This is a genomic window from Parahaliea mediterranea, from assembly GCF_017255185.1.
In the GTDB taxonomy this organism is placed as follows: domain Bacteria; phylum Pseudomonadota; class Gammaproteobacteria; order Pseudomonadales; family Halieaceae; genus JAFKCZ01.
Window position 1 is genome coordinate 206,946 of sequence record NZ_JAFKCZ010000001.1, and the last position, 19,457, is coordinate 226,402.

12 protein-coding genes are annotated in these 19,457 nt (G+C 63.7%); 6 read left to right on the top strand and 6 right to left on the bottom strand.

What is annotated here, in order from left to right; all coding sequences use genetic code 11:
• Positions 1-286: 286 nt before the first annotated feature.
• The 5 genes from JYP50_RS00900 to JYP50_RS21935 form a co-directional block, all read right to left on the bottom strand.
• Positions 287-2,278 carry a S8 family peptidase gene (locus JYP50_RS00900; RefSeq protein WP_206558568.1) on the bottom strand — a complete coding sequence of 664 codons (1,992 nt, stop codon included), beginning with the start codon at positions 2,276-2,278 and terminating at the stop codon, positions 287-289.
• Positions 2,279-2,286: 8 nt separating this feature from the next.
• Positions 2,287-4,095: a two-component system response regulator gene (locus JYP50_RS00905; RefSeq protein ID WP_206558569.1), complete on the bottom strand. Its 1,809-nt coding sequence runs from the start codon at positions 4,093-4,095 to the stop codon at positions 2,287-2,289.
• Positions 4,096-4,182: 87 nt separating this feature from the next.
• Positions 4,183-5,889: an EAL domain-containing protein gene (locus tag JYP50_RS00910; protein WP_206558570.1), complete on the bottom strand. Its 1,707-nt coding sequence runs from the start codon at positions 5,887-5,889 to the stop codon at positions 4,183-4,185.
• Between the two features lie 361 nt (positions 5,890-6,250).
• Positions 6,251-6,634: a DUF6746 family protein gene (locus JYP50_RS00915; RefSeq protein WP_206558571.1), complete on the bottom strand. Its 384-nt coding sequence runs from the start codon at positions 6,632-6,634 to the stop codon at positions 6,251-6,253.
• A 141-nt stretch (positions 6,635-6,775) separates the two neighbouring features.
• Positions 6,776-7,270: a nitroreductase family deazaflavin-dependent oxidoreductase gene (locus JYP50_RS21935; protein WP_206558572.1), complete on the bottom strand. Its 495-nt coding sequence runs from the start codon at positions 7,268-7,270 to the stop codon at positions 6,776-6,778.
• A 123-nt stretch (positions 7,271-7,393) separates the two neighbouring features.
• Between JYP50_RS21935 and nadA the strand changes: the two genes are divergently transcribed.
• On the top strand, positions 7,394-8,467 hold the full coding sequence (gene nadA / locus JYP50_RS00925; RefSeq protein ID WP_206558573.1) for a quinolinate synthase NadA: 1,074 nt from the start codon (positions 7,394-7,396) through the stop codon (positions 8,465-8,467).
• 305 nt (positions 8,468-8,772) lie between these two features.
• On the opposite strand, the gene JYP50_RS00930 is transcribed toward nadA, so the two are convergent.
• Positions 8,773-10,215 (bottom strand): M48 family metalloprotease, encoded by a 1,443-nt coding sequence (locus JYP50_RS00930; RefSeq protein ID WP_241262722.1) that lies wholly within the window; start codon positions 10,213-10,215, stop codon positions 8,773-8,775.
• 231 nt (positions 10,216-10,446) lie between these two features.
• Here JYP50_RS00930 and JYP50_RS00935 point away from each other — a divergent pair, with 231 nt between their 5' ends.
• The 5 genes from JYP50_RS00935 (at position 10,447) to aceF (ending at position 19,335) form a co-directional block, all read left to right on the top strand.
• Entirely contained in the window at positions 10,447-10,680 is a 234-nt protein-coding gene (locus JYP50_RS00935) for a sulfurtransferase TusA family protein (RefSeq protein ID WP_206558575.1), read from the top strand.
• Between the two features lie 5 nt (positions 10,681-10,685).
• On the top strand, positions 10,686-11,768 hold the full coding sequence (locus JYP50_RS00940) for an AI-2E family transporter (RefSeq protein WP_206558576.1): 1,083 nt from the start codon (positions 10,686-10,688) through the stop codon (positions 11,766-11,768).
• Positions 11,769-11,771: 3 nt separating this feature from the next.
• Entirely contained in the window at positions 11,772-14,648 is a 2,877-nt protein-coding gene (locus JYP50_RS00945) for an insulinase family protein (RefSeq protein WP_206558577.1), read from the top strand.
• Positions 14,649-14,936: 288 nt separating this feature from the next.
• Positions 14,937-17,588 (top strand): pyruvate dehydrogenase (acetyl-transferring), homodimeric type, encoded by a 2,652-nt coding sequence (aceE, locus tag JYP50_RS00950; protein ID WP_206558578.1) that lies wholly within the window; start codon positions 14,937-14,939, stop codon positions 17,586-17,588.
• 46 nt (positions 17,589-17,634) lie between these two features.
• Positions 17,635-19,335: a dihydrolipoyllysine-residue acetyltransferase gene (gene aceF, locus JYP50_RS00955; RefSeq protein ID WP_206558579.1), complete on the top strand. Its 1,701-nt coding sequence runs from the start codon at positions 17,635-17,637 to the stop codon at positions 19,333-19,335.
• Positions 19,336-19,457: the final 122 nt, after the last annotated feature.

Genomic DNA, 19,457 nt, shown 5'->3' on the forward strand with positions numbered 1-19,457 from the left:
TCTGTCACTATCACCTGTGACCTATATCCCGAAACTGAGAATGCCCCTGCGATGCAGATCACACCTTTGTTTCCGAGTGCTTGCAAACTTTATACGTTTCGGGCTCGGGGGGAGGAAGGGTTGTATATACCCATTTTGGGTTAGCGCCCCCGGAGTGGGGGTGGGGAGTGTGGCGCCGAGGGGGGAGGTGTGGCGCAAGCTCCTGATTTAACAGCTAAAAGTATTAGCCTTTCAAGGGGGGTTGTATATGCCCCGAATGGGGTGTCTGGGGCTGGCCGGGCTTGGGTTACTGCCGGTCCGGAGCCTTGCCGGGATGGGCGGGCCGCTGGCGCGCAAGCCGGTCAATGGCTGACTTTTCCTCGAGGTAGTGCTGGGTCCAGTCGATCGGCGAGGCCTCTTCGGGGGAGGGGCCGTTTTTGCGTTCGATGTGGGCTTTTACCCCCCATCGCCGATCGTCACTGGGTCCCTTGGCGGAGGGTTTGCCTGCGTAGAGTTCCGATAGCCCGGGCAGGGTGGCGCTGCCGTCTTCGGTGATGATGGCGGGGCCTTCGTAATGCTGGATGTTGTCGATTTCCTGCGCCAGGTCCATATCGACGTTGCCACAGCCCCGTTTGCCGAGCGTGACTGCCCGTGTGGCGCTTGCGTAGCCGTTACCCTGCTGGAATGGGCTGTAGGCCAGGCGGCCGTCGCGATTGATGGCAAACTCTGCGCTGGAGATGAGCTTGCATTTAACATCGTCTGGGGTCAGGTCCGGTTCCAGTTGCAGCAGCAGGGATGCGATGCCACTCACCAGGGCGCTGGCCTGGGAGGTGCCTGTCATCACAAATTCGCCGTTGTTTAGCAGATAATCGGGGTGCTCCTGGGTAAGTGTCGACCCCGGGCGGGTAATGCCGGAGATATGGCCGCCCGGTGCGACAATATCGGGCTTGATGTGACCGCTCGGCGTGGGGCCGCGGGACGAAAAATCCGGAACGTAGTCGTCATTGCGGTCGTTGGGGGTCCAGGAATCGGTGACTGCGCCGACGGTGATGATATACGGCAGGTTACCGGGAGAGCCCACCGTCATGGCGTCGGGGCCCTCATTGCCGGCGGCGGCAACCACAACGATGCCCGCTTGCCAGGCGCGCATCAGGGCCTGGTTGATTGGGTCCAGCCAATACGGCCAGCGCGGGCGGGCGGCGAAGGAAAGGTTGAGTACCCGGATGCCGAGTCTTTCCCGGTTATCCACAACCCACTGGATGCCGCGCACAATATCGAGAAAGTCCCCCTTCCCTGTTTTGTTGAAGGCCTTAACCGCCACGATGTCGACGTCAGGGGCTATGCCCATGAAGCTGTTTTCCGGTGCGCCTTTCCGGGTCACCGCCCCGCTGTTGGCGAGTACGCTGGTCATGTGCGTGCCGTGCCCGCTCTCGTCAAATACCTCGGAGTCGGCAATATCCGCTATGGCGTCGTAACGTCCCGCAATGCGCTGTCGGCCCCGGGTGTCCCTGGTGAGGTTCTCGTGTTCCCAGAGCCCGGAGTCCAGTACCGCAACGGCGACTCCCCGGCCGGTAACGCCGTGCTGGTGCAGTTCGGCGGCGCCGGAGACCGTGGGATAGTAGGTGTCGCTGCCGTATTCGGCGTATCCAGGGATGAGTTCGGTGACACAGCCGCCAGTGAATTCAGCCTCTAAATCGATTTCATGTTGCTCAATGGATGGCGGTGAGCCTTTGAAATGGCTGAATTGAAACGTAAGTAAATGCTCACTATTGATGCGTGCCTCAATCCCTTGCGGCACCGTCAATTCGACTTTGTCGGGGCCTGGCGGAAGGCTTTGCCCCGGCATGAGGTCAGTGCCATCGAGGGTGGCTTTGCGCAACTCGCCGAGCCGCCCGGGCCAATGCATGCGCAGTGTTTCCAGGGCCACTGTGTCACTGCCTTTGTTGTACAGGCGCCAGTGGAGTGCGTCCTTGTCGAAGTCCAGTTCAAGCGCTCCGCCTACATTGCAGGCCTCCTGTACCGGCGGTGGAGGGGTCAGGGAGAGATCGTCAATGTGCCGGCTGACCAGGGGGGAGTCGACAATGGCCTCGAGCTGCTGCCGGCTGACCAGGGCGCCCACCGCGTTGATGATATGCAGGTTGTGGGTGACGGTCCCCCCCTTGAGTTCAACCAGGGTAGAGAGCTGGCTGCTGGATTCTCCCTGGAGCATCACTCGTAAGGGGGCTTCGTCCGCCTGGCCGGTGAGCGGGGATAACGCCAGCACTGCCAATAGCGCAAGGGCAAGGTTGTGTTTGAGCATTCCCGAAGCTATTCCGCCACCGCCACGCTATTCAGCAGTGACTTGTAATCCTGTCTGAGCAGGGCGGGAACGTCCTCCGGGTAGGCCGGACGTGAAAAGTAGTAGCCCTGCAGCAGTTCGCAACGTTTTTCCAGGAGGTAGCGCAGCTGCTCCTCGGTCTCGATTCCCTCGGCGATCACGCGCAGGTTGAGGGTGCTCGATAGCGCGAGGATCGCATCGACGATGGCGGCGCCGTCGGGACTGTCGAGATCGGCGACAAAACTCTGGTCGATTTTCAGGGTATCGATGGGGAAGCGTTTCAGGTAGCTGAGGGAGGAATAGCCGGTGCCGAAGTCGTCCACCGCCAGTGCCAGCCCGATATCCTTGAGCTGCCGCAGTTTTTCGATATTGGTTTCCGCATCGGTCATGATGGCGCTTTCGGTAAGCTCCAGTTCTATGCGATGGGGGGGCATGCCGGCCCGCTGCAGGATGTCCGCCATGCGCTGTGCCAGCCCGCTCTGGCTGAACTGAATGGGCGAGATATTCACGCTGACGCGAAAATCAGGCAGCCCCTGGGCCTGCCAGCGCATACAGTCCCGCGCGACCTCGGCCAGCACCCATTCGCCGAGCTCAATGATCAGCCCCGTGCGCTCCGCAACCGGTATGAATTCGTTGGGCGGCACCATGCCCCGCTCCGGATGTTTCCAGCGCACCAGGGCCTCCATGCTCACCACGGTGCAGGTGTCGGTGGATATCTGGGGCTGGTAGCGCAGTTCCAGCTCGTGGTTTTCCATGGCGTGGCGCAGCTCTTCCTCCATCTTGAGCTGTTCCACTGCCTTGGCGTTCATTTCTTCGTTGTAAAAGCGATAACAGGCGCGCCCCTCGGCCTTCGCCACATACATGGCGGTGTCGGCATTGCGCACCAGGCTGTCCGGATCGGTGCCGTCCTGGGGGTATAGGGCAATGCCGATGCTGGGGGTCACCACCGGGTTGTGGGATTGCAGGGCAATCGGTGCGGACAGGCTGCGCAGGATACGGCGCGCCACTGTTTCCACATGCGAGGTATCGGGAATGTCCGAGAGCACTACGGTAAATTCGTCGCCGCCAAGGCGGGCGATTTCCGTCCCGTATTCGTTCTGGTTCTCCGCGTTCCTGTCGGAGAAATAGTTGATCGCGTCGTCTTCGCGCAGCTCCATGCTCAGGCGCTTGGCAATTTCCACCAGCAGGCGGTCGCCGCGGCCGTGACCGATGGAGTCGTTGATGCGTTTGAAATGATCCAGGTCGATAAACAGCAGCGCGGCATGGGAGTTGTGCCGTTGGCAGCGCTTGAGGATGCGATTCAGCTGTTCGTTGAAGCTGCGACGATTGGGCAGGCTGGTAAGCGGGTCGTAGTAGGCCAGGTAGCGAAGCCGGTCCTCCTGCCGCTTGAGGGCGTTAAAGGCGTTGCTGGCGCGCAACATGTACTGCACGTCGCGCCCCAGCAGGGACCAGTTCACCGGCTTTGTCTTGTACTGCGTGGCACCCGCCTCGAAGCCCTGGTCGATGGACTGCCGGTCGTCGGAGCCGGTTACGATCATGATGGGGATCGATTCGCCCTGCGGCATCTGGCGAATGCGCTTGCAGACCTCCAGGCCGCTCATCCCCGGCATTTCCACGTCGAGGAATACCAGGTCCGGCCGCTCGCGCACGAACATGTCGATGGTTTCGGGCCCGTTGCTGGCCTCCACCACCGTCATGTTCTCTGCCTCGAGGCACTGCCGGGTCAGCAGGCGCACGTTGGCGTCGTCGTCACTGACCAGGATCTTTGCGCGGAGCCTGGGCTGGATGTTGGCTGACATGTTTGTTCGCTGACCGGCTGCGATTGACGCTAGGCTAACACCAGCCGCGCCCGGAGCCTAGGGTATTGGGTGTTAATGAGGCCCAGTTCACGAGGGGATGCGCTCGCTGCGTTTGAATCGTTGCTCCTGGACAAAGCGCGGCAGCTGCTGCAGGGGAATGGCCGGACTGTAGTAGAACCCCTGTACCTCATGGCACAGTTGTTGGCGCAGGAACTCCACCTGCTCGAAAGTTTCGGCGCCTTCGGCGATAACCTTCATCGATAGCCGGCGTGCCATTTCGATGATCATCGTGCACACCGCCACCTGCTGCGGGTTATGCGGTAGTTCGCGTACGAAGGCCGCATCCACCTTGAGCGCGGCAATGGGCAGCTCGGTGAGGTGGGACAGCTGGGAAAAGCCCGTGCCGAAATCGTCCAGCGAGAACGAAATACCGAGCAGGCGCAGCTCGTCCATCCGTGCCTTGATGGCGCCGGGGCTTTTGAGAATGGTACTTTCGGTGAGTTCCAGCTCCAGGCGCCCCGCGTCCGCACCGGTGCGCTCGAGAATGTCCTTGATCACTCCGAGGAAGCGTTCGTCCTGGATCTGCGAAAACGAGACGTTCACCGCCACGTCGACATTGCCCAGCCCCTGTTCCTCCAGCCAATTGATGGCAAAGCAGGCGTGCTGGATCACTTGGTAGCCGATGGTTTTCATCAGCCCCATATCCTCGCACTCGGCGAGGAATTCCCCCGGGCAAAGCAGACCGCGTTCGGGGTGGTTCCAGCGCAACAGGGCTTCGAGGCCGGCCAGTTGACCCGTGGCCAGGTCTACCCGGGGCTGGTAGTGCAATTCGAACTGGTTCTTGCGCGCCGCGGTGCGCAGCTCCGCGGCCAGACTATTGCCGCCCGCGGCGTCAAACTGGATTTGGCCGCAGTAGCGGATGAACTTGCTGCCAGCCACCGATTTGGCCTGCAACATGGCGCCGCGGGCGGCCTCGACGATGTCGGAAAACTCCAGCCCGTCCTCGGGGAACAGGGCGGCGCCGATACTGACGTCCACCGAAACCTGATGCTCATTGAGAATGACCGGTGTCGCCAGGGACTTGAGCATTTTTCCGGCGATTATCTCCACGTCCGCGGCGGAGCTCACATCCTCCAGCACCACGGCGAATTCGTCCCCGCCAAGCCGCGCCAGGCTGTCGGTGTTGCGCAGCTTATTGGATAGCCGGCGCGAGAGGGTCTTGATCAGCAGGTCGCCGTTGTTTTCGCCGTAGTGGTCGTTGATATTGGAGAAGCGGTCGATGTTGACGTAGAGCAGGGCGGTGTTGAAGCTGTAGCGCCGCGAGCGCTCCATCGCGCGCTCCAGGTGGGCGCGAAAGCCGAGGCGGTTCAGGGCGCCGGTCAGGCTGTCGCGATTGGACAGCTGCTCGATCTGCATCCGCGCCTGCTTCAGCTGGATGCTGTAATCCAGTACCCGGTGCACCAGCGCGTCCTGCAGCTGTCCCCGCGCCAGATAGTCTTGGGCGCCGTAGTCCCGCAGGCGGTTGGCCATGTCGCCGCTCGGCTCTTCCAGCAGCATAATGATGGGGGTGGAGACATGATGTTTCTGGGCCAGGCGCAGCAGGTACTCGGTTTCCGGCCCCTCGGCCATGATCACCGCGTCGATGTTGGGGTCCAGCAGGGCCTCGAGCGGGCGCTCCATGGAGTCGGCGCTGGCAAGTGAGAAGCGGGAGGGCTGGGCGCGCTCCAGGCAGGCCGACAGAACCAGGTGATCCGCCCGGTTCTCGGATATGATCAGAACGGTGTGCTGTTCCACTGGTGCCCCTGCATCGTCCTCTCCCGCAGCGATTTGTTACTGTTGTCCCGCCTGGGAGTCCCGGATGGCTTGCCCGCTAATTCTATATATAACATGAAGTTATACGCGGGTTCTTAGCGAAATTCTAGTGAATGTTTGTTAAATAGTGCCGTGGCCGAGAGTGCTGGCAGGGAACAGTTGCCCGTTGGGATTGATTGATTGGTGCCTGAGGATACTAAAAGGCGGGTGGCGCCGAAGGCCGGAATAGCGCCGGTTTTCGCCGCCATTGCCCGGCGTGGAACACCGGGCAATGGCGCGGCGGGCGCCGTTCGCCCGGTGGGCGATGCCGGTCCGGGAGGCGAAGCCGTGTGAGCTTGCGCGGCTACCGACCGGTCAGCTGGCGACTGCGTTTCAGGTAGTCCAGGCCGTTGTGGCGCACGCGATCGCCCTGGAGTTGCTCCGACCCGAGGTGGACCTCCTCCAGTGTCGCGGCAATGTCGTCCAGTTCCTGGTCCAGGCGCTGGAGGGCGTTTTCCAGGGTGTAGCTGAGTTGGTGGATCTTGCCCATGTCCGCGTCGCTCAATGCGTCTTTGGCGAGCAGTGTCGCCAGGTATTCATTGTAGGCCTCGAGGTTGCTCAGGGCCTCCGTCACCGTGGCCGAAGGCGCCCCCTGGTAGTGGTCGAAGCGCTGTTCGTCGGCGCCGGCACCGGCGGCGAAAAAAAGAAGGGGGGCGGAAATTGCCAGGGCGGCCGCGGTTGCTTTCATGGGATACCTTGAAATGTAAATGGGAATCATTGCTGGTTGCGGCAAGGTAAGCGATTCGCCGTCGCTTTACAAGTCTTCGGCTATTGTGCGGCCTGGGCGCTGTGGGGCGGAGGTCGGTTATCGGACGCTGCGCTTGGCCCGCTAGCGGCAGCGGGTGCAGCGAAATACCGGGATGTCGCGGTCGGTGCGGGCCTGGTACTCGTCGAAATCGGGGTACAGCGAGAGCAGGTGAGGCCACAGTTCGGCTTTTTCTTCGGCGCTGACCTGGCGCGCCTCGTATGCGTGTTCCTGGCCGTCCACCATAATGTGTACCCGGGGGTGGGCTTTCACATTGTAATACCAGGCGGGATTGCGCGGCATGCCGCCCTGCGAGGCGACCATCAGCTTGTCGTCCCCGTGGGGCAGGTGGATCAGGGCAATGCGTCGCGGCTTGCCCGATTTCGCTCCCGTGGTGGTGACCACGCACACGGGGTAGCCGCCGGGGAAGGTGTTCATGATGCGGCCCTTGCTGGCGCGGAACCCGGCCACCTGAATACGTGTGGCCCATTTCAGGAAGAAGCGTACCACGGGGACTTGCCGGTCTGTTATGGGGCGCACGTCTTCGCGCCGCGTGTTCACGTAATCGTATTGTTTCACTGCCAAAGCCCTTGTTATTGCTGTTGTTGTCCCCACTTTACTGTACAAGAGGCAAATTTCCAGCCCGCCAAACTGTGGTAAACTGGGCAGGCCCAACTGTATGAACCCTCCGCAGTACATCCTATGAGTCTAGCTTCCGAAAAACTGGAATCGATCCGCCAGCAGGTGCAACATCATCTGGACCGCGCCGAGCGCAGCCAGCTCTCCCCCGACCAGGAGGAGGCGCTGAAGGCGCGCATCAAACAGCGCCTGGCCGCGGAAAACGCGGTGATCGTGGCGCATTACTACACGTCGCCGGCCATCCAGGCGCTGGCCGAGGAGACCGGTGGCTGCGTGTCCGACTCGCTGGAAATGGCGCGCTTTGGCCACGATCACCCGGCCCGCACCCTGGTGGTTGCCGGCGTGAAGTTCATGGGCGAGACCGCCAAGATTCTCACCCCCGACAAGCGGGTGTTGATGCCCACCCTGGAGGCCACCTGTTCCCTGGACCTGGGCTGCCCCGCGGATGAGTTCGCCGCGTTTTGCGACGCCCACCCGGATCGCACCGTGGTGGTGTACGCCAATACCTCCGCGGCGGTGAAGGCGCGCGCTGACTGGGTGGTGACTTCCAGTATCGCGCTGGATGTGGCGGAGCACCTGGCCGCCCGTGGCGAGAAAATTATCTGGGCGCCGGACAAGCACCTGGGCGACTACGTGCGCAGGGAAACCGGCGCCGACATCCTGATGTGGGATGGCGCCTGTATCGTGCACGAGGAGTTCAAGGCCCGCGGGATCGCCGACCTGAAGCAGGTCTACCCGGACGCGGCGGTACTGGTGCACCCGGAGTCCCCCGCTCCGGTATTGGAGCTGGCCGACCGGGTGGGTTCCACCACCCAGATCATTCGCGCCGCCCAGGAGATGGACAACGAGCGTTTCATCGTCGCCACCGACCAGGGTATTTTCTACAAGCTGCAGCAGCAGGCGCCGGACAAGGAATTCCTGATTGCGCCCACCGCGGGCAAGGGGGCTACCTGTCGCAGTTGCGCCAACTGCCCGTGGATGGCGATGAACGAGCTGGAGGCGTTGGCCGGGGTGTTCGACCGGGACGACAACGAAGTTTTCGTCGACGCGGCCCTGGGCGAGCGGGCCATGGTGCCCCTGCGGCGCATGCTGGATTTTGCCGCGCAGCTCAAGGTTGCGGTCAAGGGCAAGGCCTGAGGCCGTTCGCTTTTTGGTGGGGGCGCCGTCGCCTTTGGTCGAATGAATTCGACCCTACATGGGTGAGACCGCACCTTGTGCGGCGGAGGGGAGGCCCCTTTTTTAGGGCCGTTTATTTCGTCCGCGCCGTGGCCGGGTGACGCCGTGCATCGGTCGAATGAATTCGACCCTACGCGGGCGGGCGCGCTCCCTGTAGGGCGCAATTTATTGCGCCGCTTCCTATCGTCGCCCCTCATTGCAGCGCTTTGCGGTTGAATCCGTCCCGGCAGGCCGGTTGCAACCGGCCCGACGGGTGGCTTTGATCGCTACAGGTCCATCTGCTCGCGCAGCTTGGCGATATCCTGCAACCGCTGGTTGATTTTCGCCGTGGTGGGATAGTCGCTGCGGGTCAGTTTCAGGGCGTAGTTCAACTGTTTTTCCGCCTGGTCCAGCACGCCGTTGAGGATGAAGTACTCGGCCCGGGACTGGTGCAGGCCGACAATGTTGCCCGACAGCCCCTGCACTTCAGCCAGCAGGTACCACAGAGAGGGGTCATTGGGCCTGCGCTTGCTCTGTTCCACCAGCACTTCCTCCGCCACGTGGGCCTGCTGGTCGCGCATCAGCGCCTTGGCGTAGGTCATGGTCAGCGGGTGGTTGCCGGGCGAGCGCTTCAGTCGTTTGGCCAGCTTTTCCGCGGCCTGGTCCGCCTGATTGCGGGCCATATCGATCTCGGCATCGGCAATCAGGTATTCCAGCCGCGAAGGGTCGTCGGACCAGATGGTGTCCAGTTCCAGGCTGGCCTCGTCGGCCCGGCCCGCCGCGGTCAGGGCCAGCACCAGGCCGTAGCGCGAGGCTTCGGGGGAGCGGGTCGTGCCGTCGAGTTCGCTGCGGAACTTCTGTACCGCCTCCTCTGGCGTGTCGGCCAGCTGATTCACTACCCGGGCGCGCATCAACTGGTATTCCAAATTGACCGCCGGCGGCCGTTCAGGGTATTGGCGGGCCCGGTTGCGGGTGTCGGCGATCCGGTTTTCCGACAGCGGGTGCGTGCGCAGGAATTCCGGTATCCGGTTGCCGCTGGTATAGCGGGTGGCCTGTAGCATGCGCTCGAACATGGCGGGTGCCGCGCGTGGGTCCATGCCCGCGTCGACCAGGGTCTGCATGCCCACCCGGTCCGCCTCCGCCTCGTTGCTGCGACTGTAGCGCAGCGCGGAGTCCTGGGCCGCGGCCTGTGCCGCCGACAGCGCCGCCATGCCGGCGTCGCCGCCCGCCGTGGCCATGAGTACGAAGCCCGCGAGCATGGCCGCCAGGTTCAGCGGCGTCTGGGCCTTCTGGAATTCCACCCGGCGGGAAAAGTGCCGCTGGCTGAGGTGGGCGATCTCGTGGGCCAATACGGTGGCCAGTTCGTCCTCGGTCTGGGCGTAGAGCAGCAGGCCGTTGTGTACCCCGATGACCCCGCCGGGCACGGCGAAGGCATTGATCGTGGGGTTGTCCACCACCACCAGGTCCACCCGGCGGTCCTGCAGCTGGCTGTGCGTGACCAGGCGATAGATCAGGTTCTCGAGGTAGTCGAACAGCAGCGGGTCATCGACGGTGGGCACCTGGCTGCGGAAGATGCGCAGCCAGGTGCGCCCCAGCTGGTGCTCGTATTCCGCCGAGAACAGGCTGGTGCTGGCCTCGCCCAGGTTGGGCAGTTTCAGGTCCTCGGTGCGCTGTGCCGACGCCGGACCCGACGCCAGCGCGAGTGCCAGGGCAAGGCTCAGCGGGCGCAGGGCGGATTGTAGGGAATAACGCTTGGGCACAGGGAGATCACATCAAAGGGCTGCGGGGTCGCCTCTATTGTACGTCATGGGCCACACCTCGCGGAATTTGGCTTCTCACCAGCTCGAATCTGGGCTTTCATCAGCTAAGAGTGGCCCGCGGCGGAAAAGTTCAGACTCTGTTGGGCGGGCAGGAGTGAATGGATATACTGGGCGCCGCATTAATTGATGGTAGTGCCCTTGATGACCGAGCCCGCAGTACAGGAAGTGGACGCCACAGGCCTGCAATGTCCCATGCCGCTGTTAATGGCAAAGCGGGCCCTCAACGGCCTGGCCAGTGGCGAGCAGTTGCGCGTGATCGCCACTGATCGCGGTTCGGTGCGTGACTTCCAGGTCTTCGCCGAGCAGTCCGGCCACCGGCTGCTGGCCTCCGGGGAGCAGGATGGGGTCTACATCCACCTGCTGCAGAAGGCCTGATCGCCATGCTGGAAATATTCAACAAGTGGTACCAGCGCTACCTGTTCGAGGAAGAATCGATCCTGCTGCTGGTGCTGCTCACCGTCAGCGTGGTGTTGCTGATGACCATCGGCGACATCCTGGCGCCGGTACTCGCCGCCATTGTCCTGGCCTACCTGATGCAGGGGGTGGCCATCCAGTTGCAGCGCCACGGCCTGCCGCAGTGGGTGGGGGTGAGTGTCGCCTTCCTGGTATTTGTCGGCGCCTTTTTCGGCTTCATCTTTGGCCTGCTGCCGCTGGCCTGGCGCCAGTTGCTGGCCCTGGCGGCGGAGATGCCGCGCATGCTGGAACAGGGCCGCGACCTGCTCGGCGTGCTGCCCGCGCGCTATCCCGAGTTCGTCGGCGAAAAGCAGTTGAACCAGGTGATGTCCATGGCCCAGACCGAGCTGGCTGAGTTTGGCCAGACCCTGGTCACCCGCTCCCTGGCGACTATTCCCAGCATCCTTACCGTGCTGGTGTACGTCATTCTGATTCCCATACTGGTGTTTTTCTTTCTCAAGGACCGGCAGCAGATCCTCGCCTGGTGCGGCAGTTTCCTGCCCCGGGAGCGCCCCCTGTTGCGGCGTATCTGGGGTGAAATGAACATGCAGGTGGCCAACTACGCCCGCGGCAAGGTGCTGGAAATCCTGATCGTCGGCGCCACCAGCTACGTGTGCTTCGTGTGGATGGGGCTCAATTACGCCGCGCTGCTCGCCCTGTTGGTGGGCCTGTCGGTGATTATTCCCTATATCGGCGCGGCCCTGGTGACCCTGCCGGTGGTGATCGTCGCCTATTTTCAATGGGGCTTTACCAGTGAATTTTATTACCTGGTGCTGGTCTACTTCATCATCCAGGCCCTGGACGGCAACGTACTGGTGCCTCTGCTTTTTTCCGAAGCCGTGAACCTGCACCCGGTGGCCATCATCCTCGCGGTGCTGTTCTTTGGTGGTATCTGGGGGCTGTGGGGCGTGTTCTTTGCCATTCCCCTGGCGACCCTGATCAAGGCAATTATCAACGCCTGGCCGACCCGGACGGAAGAGCCGGGCCAATCCCTACAAACAACGGAGTAAGCGATGCCGGTGATACACCCGCTGCGGGGTGGCAGAACCCTGTTGACCCTTTTCCTGGCCCTCGTGCTGGCGGCCTGCGCCGCAAGTCCCGCGCGCGAAACTGGCCCGCTAGACGTCAGTCCGGTCCAGAGCCCCAACGACGATCACGCCTACCGCCTGCTGGTGCTCGACAACGCCATGCAGGTGCTGCTGGTCTCCGACCCCGACGCGCCCAAGGCGGCGGCGGCGCTTGACGTGATGGTCGGCAGCGGCGACAACCCCGAGGGGCGCGGCGGCCTGGCCCATTTCCTGGAGCACATGCTGTTCCTGGGAACCGACAAGTATCCCGATCCCGCGGAGTACGAAGCGTTCATTACCGAGCACGGCGGCACGCGCAACGCCTACACCAGCTTCGAGCACACCAATTATTTCTTCGACGTCAATGCGTCATTCCTGCCCGGCGCCCTGGATCGCTTTGCCCAGTTCTTTATCGCGCCGCGCTTCGATGCCGAATATGTCGAGCGCGAGAAGAATGCGGTACAGGCGGAGTACCAGATGGGGCTGAAAAGCGACCCGCGCCGCGGCCTGGACGTGCTGCAATCGGTGATGAACCCCGAGCACCCCTTCAGCCAGTTCGCGGTGGGTAGTCTGGATACCCTGGCGGACAAGCCGGACTCCGCCATTCGCGACGACCTGCTCAGGTTTTACGACCGCCACTATTCGGCCAACGCCATGCGCCTGGTGGTGCTGGGCAAGGAGTCCCTCGACGAGCTGGAATCGCTGGTGAGGCCGCTGTTCTCGCAGGTACCCAACCGCGGCTACGAGCCGGAGGACATCGAGGCTCCCCTGTTTGCCGCCGGTGACCTGCCGATGCTGGTAAAAGTAAAGCCCCAGGCCACCCTGCGCCAGCTGGAGCTGTCCTTCCCGGTGGCGGACTACCGCGAGGACTATCGCGTTCAGCCGCTGTCGTATCTCGGCAACCTGGTGGGACACGAGGGCGAGGGCAGCGTACTGTCCCAGCTCAAGGCCGAGGGTTTGGCCGAGAGTCTGTCCGCGGGTTCGGGGCTGGCCTGGCGCGGCGGCAGCCTGTTCAGTATCAACATCGCGCTCACCGAAAAGGGCGTGGCCCAGTACGAGCGCGTGTTGCAGCTGTTGTTCGCCTACCTGGACATGCTGCGCGAGGAAGGGCCCCAGCAATGGCTGTACCAGGAGCAATCGCAGCTGGCGGCGTTGCGCTTCCGCTTCAAGGAGGAGCCCGAGCCGATAAACTACGTGAGTGGCCTGGCCAGCGGCATGCACTACTACCAGCCCCAAGACGTGCTGCAGGGGCCCTACTTGATGAGCGATTACCAGCCCGCCGAATTGCGGGAATTGCTGTCGGCGGTAGTGCCCGGCAACGCTTTGGTGACACTGACCGATGGCAGCGTGCAGACCGATCGGGTCAGTGAACACTACCAGGTGCCCTATGCGCGGCGGGTCGCCGGCGGGCCGGCGCTGCAACGCTGGACCGGCGCCGGTGACGAGCCGGAATTGCACCTGCCCGCGCCCAACGAGTTCATCGCCGAGGATGTGTCGCTGGTGCCACTGGAAGAGGCGGTGCCGGCGGCGCCGCAGCGGGTGTTGCAGTCCGGCAGGCAGGCGGTGTGGTTCCTGCAGGACGGCGAATTCCGCCTGCCCAAGGGGGCAACCTACATCAATTTCCGGTCGCCGACGGTGGGCCAGAGTGCGGAACAAACCGCCGCTGCGGTGCTGTACACGGCGCTGCTCAAGGATGCGGTGAACGAGTTCGCCTATCCCGCCCTGTTGGCGGGATTGAGCTTTGATCTTTATAAGCACGCCCAGGGCATCAGCCTGCGCATCAGTGGCTACAACGACAAGCAGGGCCTGTTGCTTGAACGCCTGCTGGAAGCGGTGCGGCGGCCGGATTTCGACCCGGGGCGATACGCCAATATCCGCGCGGACATGATTCGCGGGCTGCGCAACGTGGTGGCCAAGCGTCCCTCCAGCCAGGTGATCGACGACCTGCGCGAGGCCTTGCTGTACGGGGAGTGGGGCGAGCAGGCCCTGATCGAGGCCCTGGAGGGCATGAGCCTGGCGGATGTCGAGGCCTACGCCGGGGATTTCTGGCGCGGGGCCACCGCGGAAACCATGATCTACGGCAACTACACGCCGGCGGCGGTTGAGGGCGTCAGCGAGCAGGTGGGCCGCCTGCTGGCCAATGGGGCGACGCCCCCGCTACCGCCGCTGCGGGTGCTGGCGCTGGCGCCGGGCGAGTCGCTGCAGTACGCCGTGGACGTGCCCCACGACGACTCGGTCATCGCCTGGTACCTGCAGGGCGCGGGGGATACCTGGCACGATCGCGCCGCCACCGCGCTCAGCGTGCAGGTGATCAAGTCGGGCTTTTTCCAGCAGCTGCGCACCGAGCAGCAGCTGGGTTACGTGGTGGCCGCCATTCCCTGGTCCCAGCTGGATGTGCCGGGGATGGTCCTGCTGATCCAGTCACCCAGCGCCTCCGCCCCCGATGTCGCGGCGGCCATCGACCGCTTTATGGACAGCGTGCCGGCGGCGACGGACGCACAGCAGTTTGCACGCCACAAGGGGGCGCTGATCAGCGAGATTACCAAGCCGGACAAAAATCTTTGGGAGCGCGCCGAGTTCTACTGGCAGTCCATTGCCAAGAAACAGTACGACTTCGACGGCCGCGACCGCCTGGCGGAAGCGGTGCGCGCCCTCGACCTGGAGGATTGGCGGAGCTATTACCAGCGCGTGTTCCGGCAGCAGCCCCATTCCCTGCAGGTGGTGGCCCCGGGCCGCTGGCAGCGCCTGCCGGAAGGCGCGGGCACGGTGCTGCGCGACGCGGGCGCCATCAAGGCCGGGCACGCGACCTACAGTATCGATTGAGTGCGCATGTTAGCGCTGTAAATTTACTACATCGAAAGCCCGCCCAGTCCAGCTGGGCGGGCTTTTTTATGGGCTATTTCGGGGTATTTATAGTTCCCATATAGAACTCTTATTCCAATCCGCCGGTGGTTGCTGTAATATTTTTACATCTCTGGTGTAAAAAACGGGCCGGTGGCCGGCATTGTTGCCGTCGGCGGCCTATACTGCAGGAAACGCCATGCAATATTAGTCCCATTTTGGGACTTATGTGGCGGCCACACGCGCAATGACTTCAGGAGCGACATCGGTATGACGGAAGACAAGGATCCCATCGAAACCCGGGAATGGCTGGAGGCGCTCGATTCTGTCCTGAAGTTCAGCGGCCCCGAGCGGGCCAGCTGGCTGCTGAGCGAGTTGGCCAAACACGCCACCGAAACCGGTGTACGGCTGCCCACCGCGATTACCACGCCGTTTCGCAATACCATCTCCCCCGCCGATGAAAAGCTCATGCCCGGGGACCTGTTCATGGAGCGGCGCATCCGCTCGCTGGTGCGCTGGAACGCCCTGGCCATGGTCATGCGCGCCAACGACAACGACGAGGGCCTGGGTGGGCATATTTCCAGCTTCTCCTCCAGCGCCACGCTCTACGATGTCGGCTTCAACTATTTCTTTCGCGGCACCGAGGGCGGCCACCCCGGCGACCTGGTGTTCTACCAGGGCCACAGCGCGCCGGGCATGTACGCCCGCTCCTACCTCGAGGGGCGCCTGAGCGAGGAGCAGCTGGATAATTTCCGCCGCGAGGTGGATGGCAATGGCCTGTCCTCCTACCCCCACCCCTGGCTGATGCCCGACTACTGGCAGTTTCCCACGGTATCCATGGGGCTAGGGCCGATACAGGCCATTTACCAGGCTCACGTGATGAAGTACCAGCAGAGCCGGGGCCTGCTGGATCACGGCGATCGCAACGTGTGGTGCTTTATGGGCGACGGCGAATGCGACGAGCCCGAATCCCTCGGTGCCATCTCCATGGCCGGCCGCGAGAAGCTGGGCAACCTGATTTTCGTGGTGAACTGCAACCTGCAGCGCCTGGACGGACCGGTGCGCGGCAACGGCAAGATCATCCAGGAACTGGAGGGCGTGTTCCGCGGCGCCGGCTGGGATGTACTCAAGGTGATCTGGGGCCGCAAGTGGGACCCCTTGCTGGAACGGGACGAAACCGGCTTGTTGCAGCAGCGCATGGACGAGGTCTGCGACGGCGAGTTGCAGAACTACAAGTACAATGGCGGTGCCTACACCCGCGAGCATTTCTTCGGCAAGTACCCCGAAACGCTGAAGCTGGTGGAGGACCTGTCCGACGACGACATCATGTACCTCAACCGCGGCGGGCACGACCCCTACAAGGTGTACGCCGCCTACGCCAACGCGGTGGCCCAGCACGAGCGCCCCACGGTGATCCTGGCGATGACCGTGAAAGGCTACGGCACCGGCGAGGCCGGGGAGGCCAACAACGAAACCCACTCCCTGAAAAAGCTGGACATGGACAGCCTGAAGGCCTTCCGCGACCGCTTCGGTATCCCCATTTCCGACACCGAGCTCAAGGACGTGCCCTACTACCGCCCGGCGCCGGACAGCCCCGAAATGCGCTACATGAAACAGAGCCGGGAAGAGCTGGGCGGTTCGATACCCGCCCGGCGCAGCCAGCCGGAACTGCTGACCACGCCGCAGCTGTCGGCCTTCGACAACCAGCTCAAGGGTTCGGGCAAGCGCGAGATCTCCACCACCATGGCCTTTGTGCGCCTGCTGTCGAGCCTGGTGAAAGACAAGGAAATCGGCGAGCGCGTGGTGCCCATCGTGCCCGACGAGGCGCGCACCTTCGGCATGGAGGGGATGTTCCGCCAGCTCGGCATTTACTCCTCGGTGGGGCAGCGCTATACACCCCAGGACGCCGGCCAGATCATGTTCTATAAAGAGGACCAGAAGGGCCAGATCCTGGAGGAGGGTATCAACGAGGCGGGCGCGTTCTCGGCCTGGCTGGCGGCGGCCACCTCCTACAGCACCAGCAACTACCCCATGGTGCCGTTCTATATTTTCTACTCGATGTTCGGCTTCCAGCGCATCGGCGATTTGGCCTGGGCCGCGGGCGATTCCCAGGCGCGGGGCTTTTTGATCGGCGCCACCGCCGGGCGCACCACGCTCAACGGCGAGGGCCTGCAGCACCAGGACGGCCACAGCCACCTGCTGGCCAGCACCATCCCCAACTGCGTCAGCTACGACCCCGCCTACGCCTACGAACTGGCGGTGATCATCCAGGACGGCCTGCGGCGCATGTACCAGGAGGGCGAAAACAAGTTCTATTACATCACCACGATGAACGAGAACTACAACCAGCCGGAAATGCCCCAGGGGGTCGAGGAGGGCATCGTCAAGGGCATGTACCTGCTCAAGCGCGGGCCGAAGAAGAAGGGGCCGCGGGTGCAGCTGATGGGCGCCGGCACCATCCTGCGCGAGGTGGAGGCCGCGGCCCAGATCCTGGAGCAGGAGTACAAGGTCATGGCCGATATCTGGAGCCTGACCAGCGTCAACGAATTGCAGCGGGAGGGCAAGGCCGCCCTGCGCTGGAACATGCTGCACCCGGAAGACACGCCGCGGGTGCCCTATGTGACCCAGCAGCTGGAGGGGCAGCAGGGCCCCGCCGTGGTGGCGACGGATTACATGAAGTCCTACGTCGACCAGTTGCGGCAGTTTGTGCCCGGGCGCTACACCACTCTGGGCACCGATGGTTTCGGGCGCTCGGATACCCGCGACAAGCTGCGCAAGTTCTTCGAGGTGAGCCGGGAATACGTGGTGGTGGCCGCGCTCAAGGCCCTGGCCGACGACGGTGAGCTGGAGGCCTCGGTCGTGTCCGAAGCCATGCGCACCCTGGGCGTTTCCCCCGACAAGGTGGATCCGCTGTCCGTCTAGCCGATGGCAAGCAACCCGCAATTCCAGGTTTAAAAGGATACCGCACGTGGCGAAACAACAAGTGACAGTACCGGATATCGGGGGCGCCGAGGGCGCCGAGGTCATCGAGCTGCTGGTGGCCGTTGGCGACTCGGTGGAGGTGGAGCAGGGGCTGATTGTGCTCGAGTCCGACAAGGCCTCCATGGAAATCCCCTCGTCCCACGCCGGCAAAGTGGTGGAACTGCTGGTCGCCGAGGGCGACGAGCTGGCCGAGGGATCGCCCATCTTGGTGCTCGAGGTCGAAAGCGAGAGTGGCGGCGACAGCGGTGATTCGGGCGACGAAGCCGACAAAGCCGACGAGGCGGGGGCGGCGCAAGTGGCGCCCGCGCAGGCCGGTGCTAAGGCCGATGACAGTGCCAGTGACAATGCCAGCGATGGCGGGGCCGTCGGGGGCGGGGAGGCCCCCGCCGAAGCCGTCGCGCAGGCGCGTGAAACCGTGGTGCCGGTGCCGGATATCGGCAGCGACGACGCGGTCGACCTGATCGAGATCAGCGTGGCGGTGGGGGACAGCGTCGCCGAGGGCGACTCGCTGGTGGTGCTGGAGTCGGACAAGGCGTCGATGGAAGTGCCCTCGCCGGAGGCCGGGGAGGTGGTTGAGATCCTGGTCAAGGAAGGTGGCAGCGTCCGCCAGGGCGACGACCTTTTGCGTCTCAAGGTCGCCGGTTCCGCACAGGTGGAAAAACCGGCGAAAAAACCGGAGCCAGACCCGCAGCCTGCCGAGGCCGGGGGCGGGCCCCGCAAGCCCGCGGTCCCGGACAGGGCCTCCGCGGCGGGTGCGTCGCCCGCGGCGGGCGCCGCCAGTAACGGCGGCGCGGTGTACGCCGGCCCGGCGGTGCGCAAGCTGGCCCGGGAGCTGGGTGTCGAGCTGGAGAATGTCAGTGGCTCCGGCCCCCGGGGGCGCATTCTCAAGGAGGATGTGCAGGCCTTCGTCAAGGACGCCCTGACCGGCAAGTCCGGCGCGGCGGCCGGCGCCGGTATCCCGCCGATCCCCGAGGTGGACTTCGCCGCCTTCGGCGAGGTGGAGGTGGTGCCGCGCAGCAAGCTCGATAAGCTCACCGCCCGCAACATGCAGCGCAACTGGCTGAATGCGCCTCACGTGACCCAGTTCGACGAGGCGGATATCACCGAGATGGAAGCCTTCCGCAAAGCCATGAAGGGCGAGGCGGAAAAGCGCGGCACCAAACTGACGCCGTTGCCCTTCCTGCTCAAGGCCTGTGCCGTGGCGCTGCGGGACAACCCCAAGTTCAACGCCTCGCTGTCCGTCGACGGCGAGGAGCTGGTGTACAAGAAGTACATCCACATCGGCATGGCGGTGGATACCCCGGCGGGCCTGGTGGTGCCGGTGATCCGCGACGTCGACCGCAAAACCCTGTGGCAACTGGCGGAAGAGGTGTTGGACATGGCCGCGCGGGCCCGCGACCGCAAGCTCAAGCCGGCGGAGATGCAGGGCGGCTGCTTCTCCATTTCCAGCCTGGGCGGTATCGGCGGCACCGGCTTCACGCCCATCGTGAACGCGCCGGAAGTGGGCATCCTGGGGGTGTCGCGCGCGGAGACCAAGCCGCGGTGGGATGGCGCGGCCTTCCAGCCCCGCACCATGCTGCCCCTGTCGCTGTCCTACGATCACCGGGTGATCAATGGCGGCGACGCCGGCCGCTTCTGCACCCAGCTGGTGGGGCTGTTGGGGGATATCCGCAAGCTGCTGCTGTGAGGGCCCGGTCCCTTAGGGGCATTCTCGGCGCCGCGGGAGATTGAGTTCAAACCCGCACCGGGCTGGATGCGCTAACCCTGTTGGGCACAATGCATGGCGTCGCGGTCGAATATATTCGACCC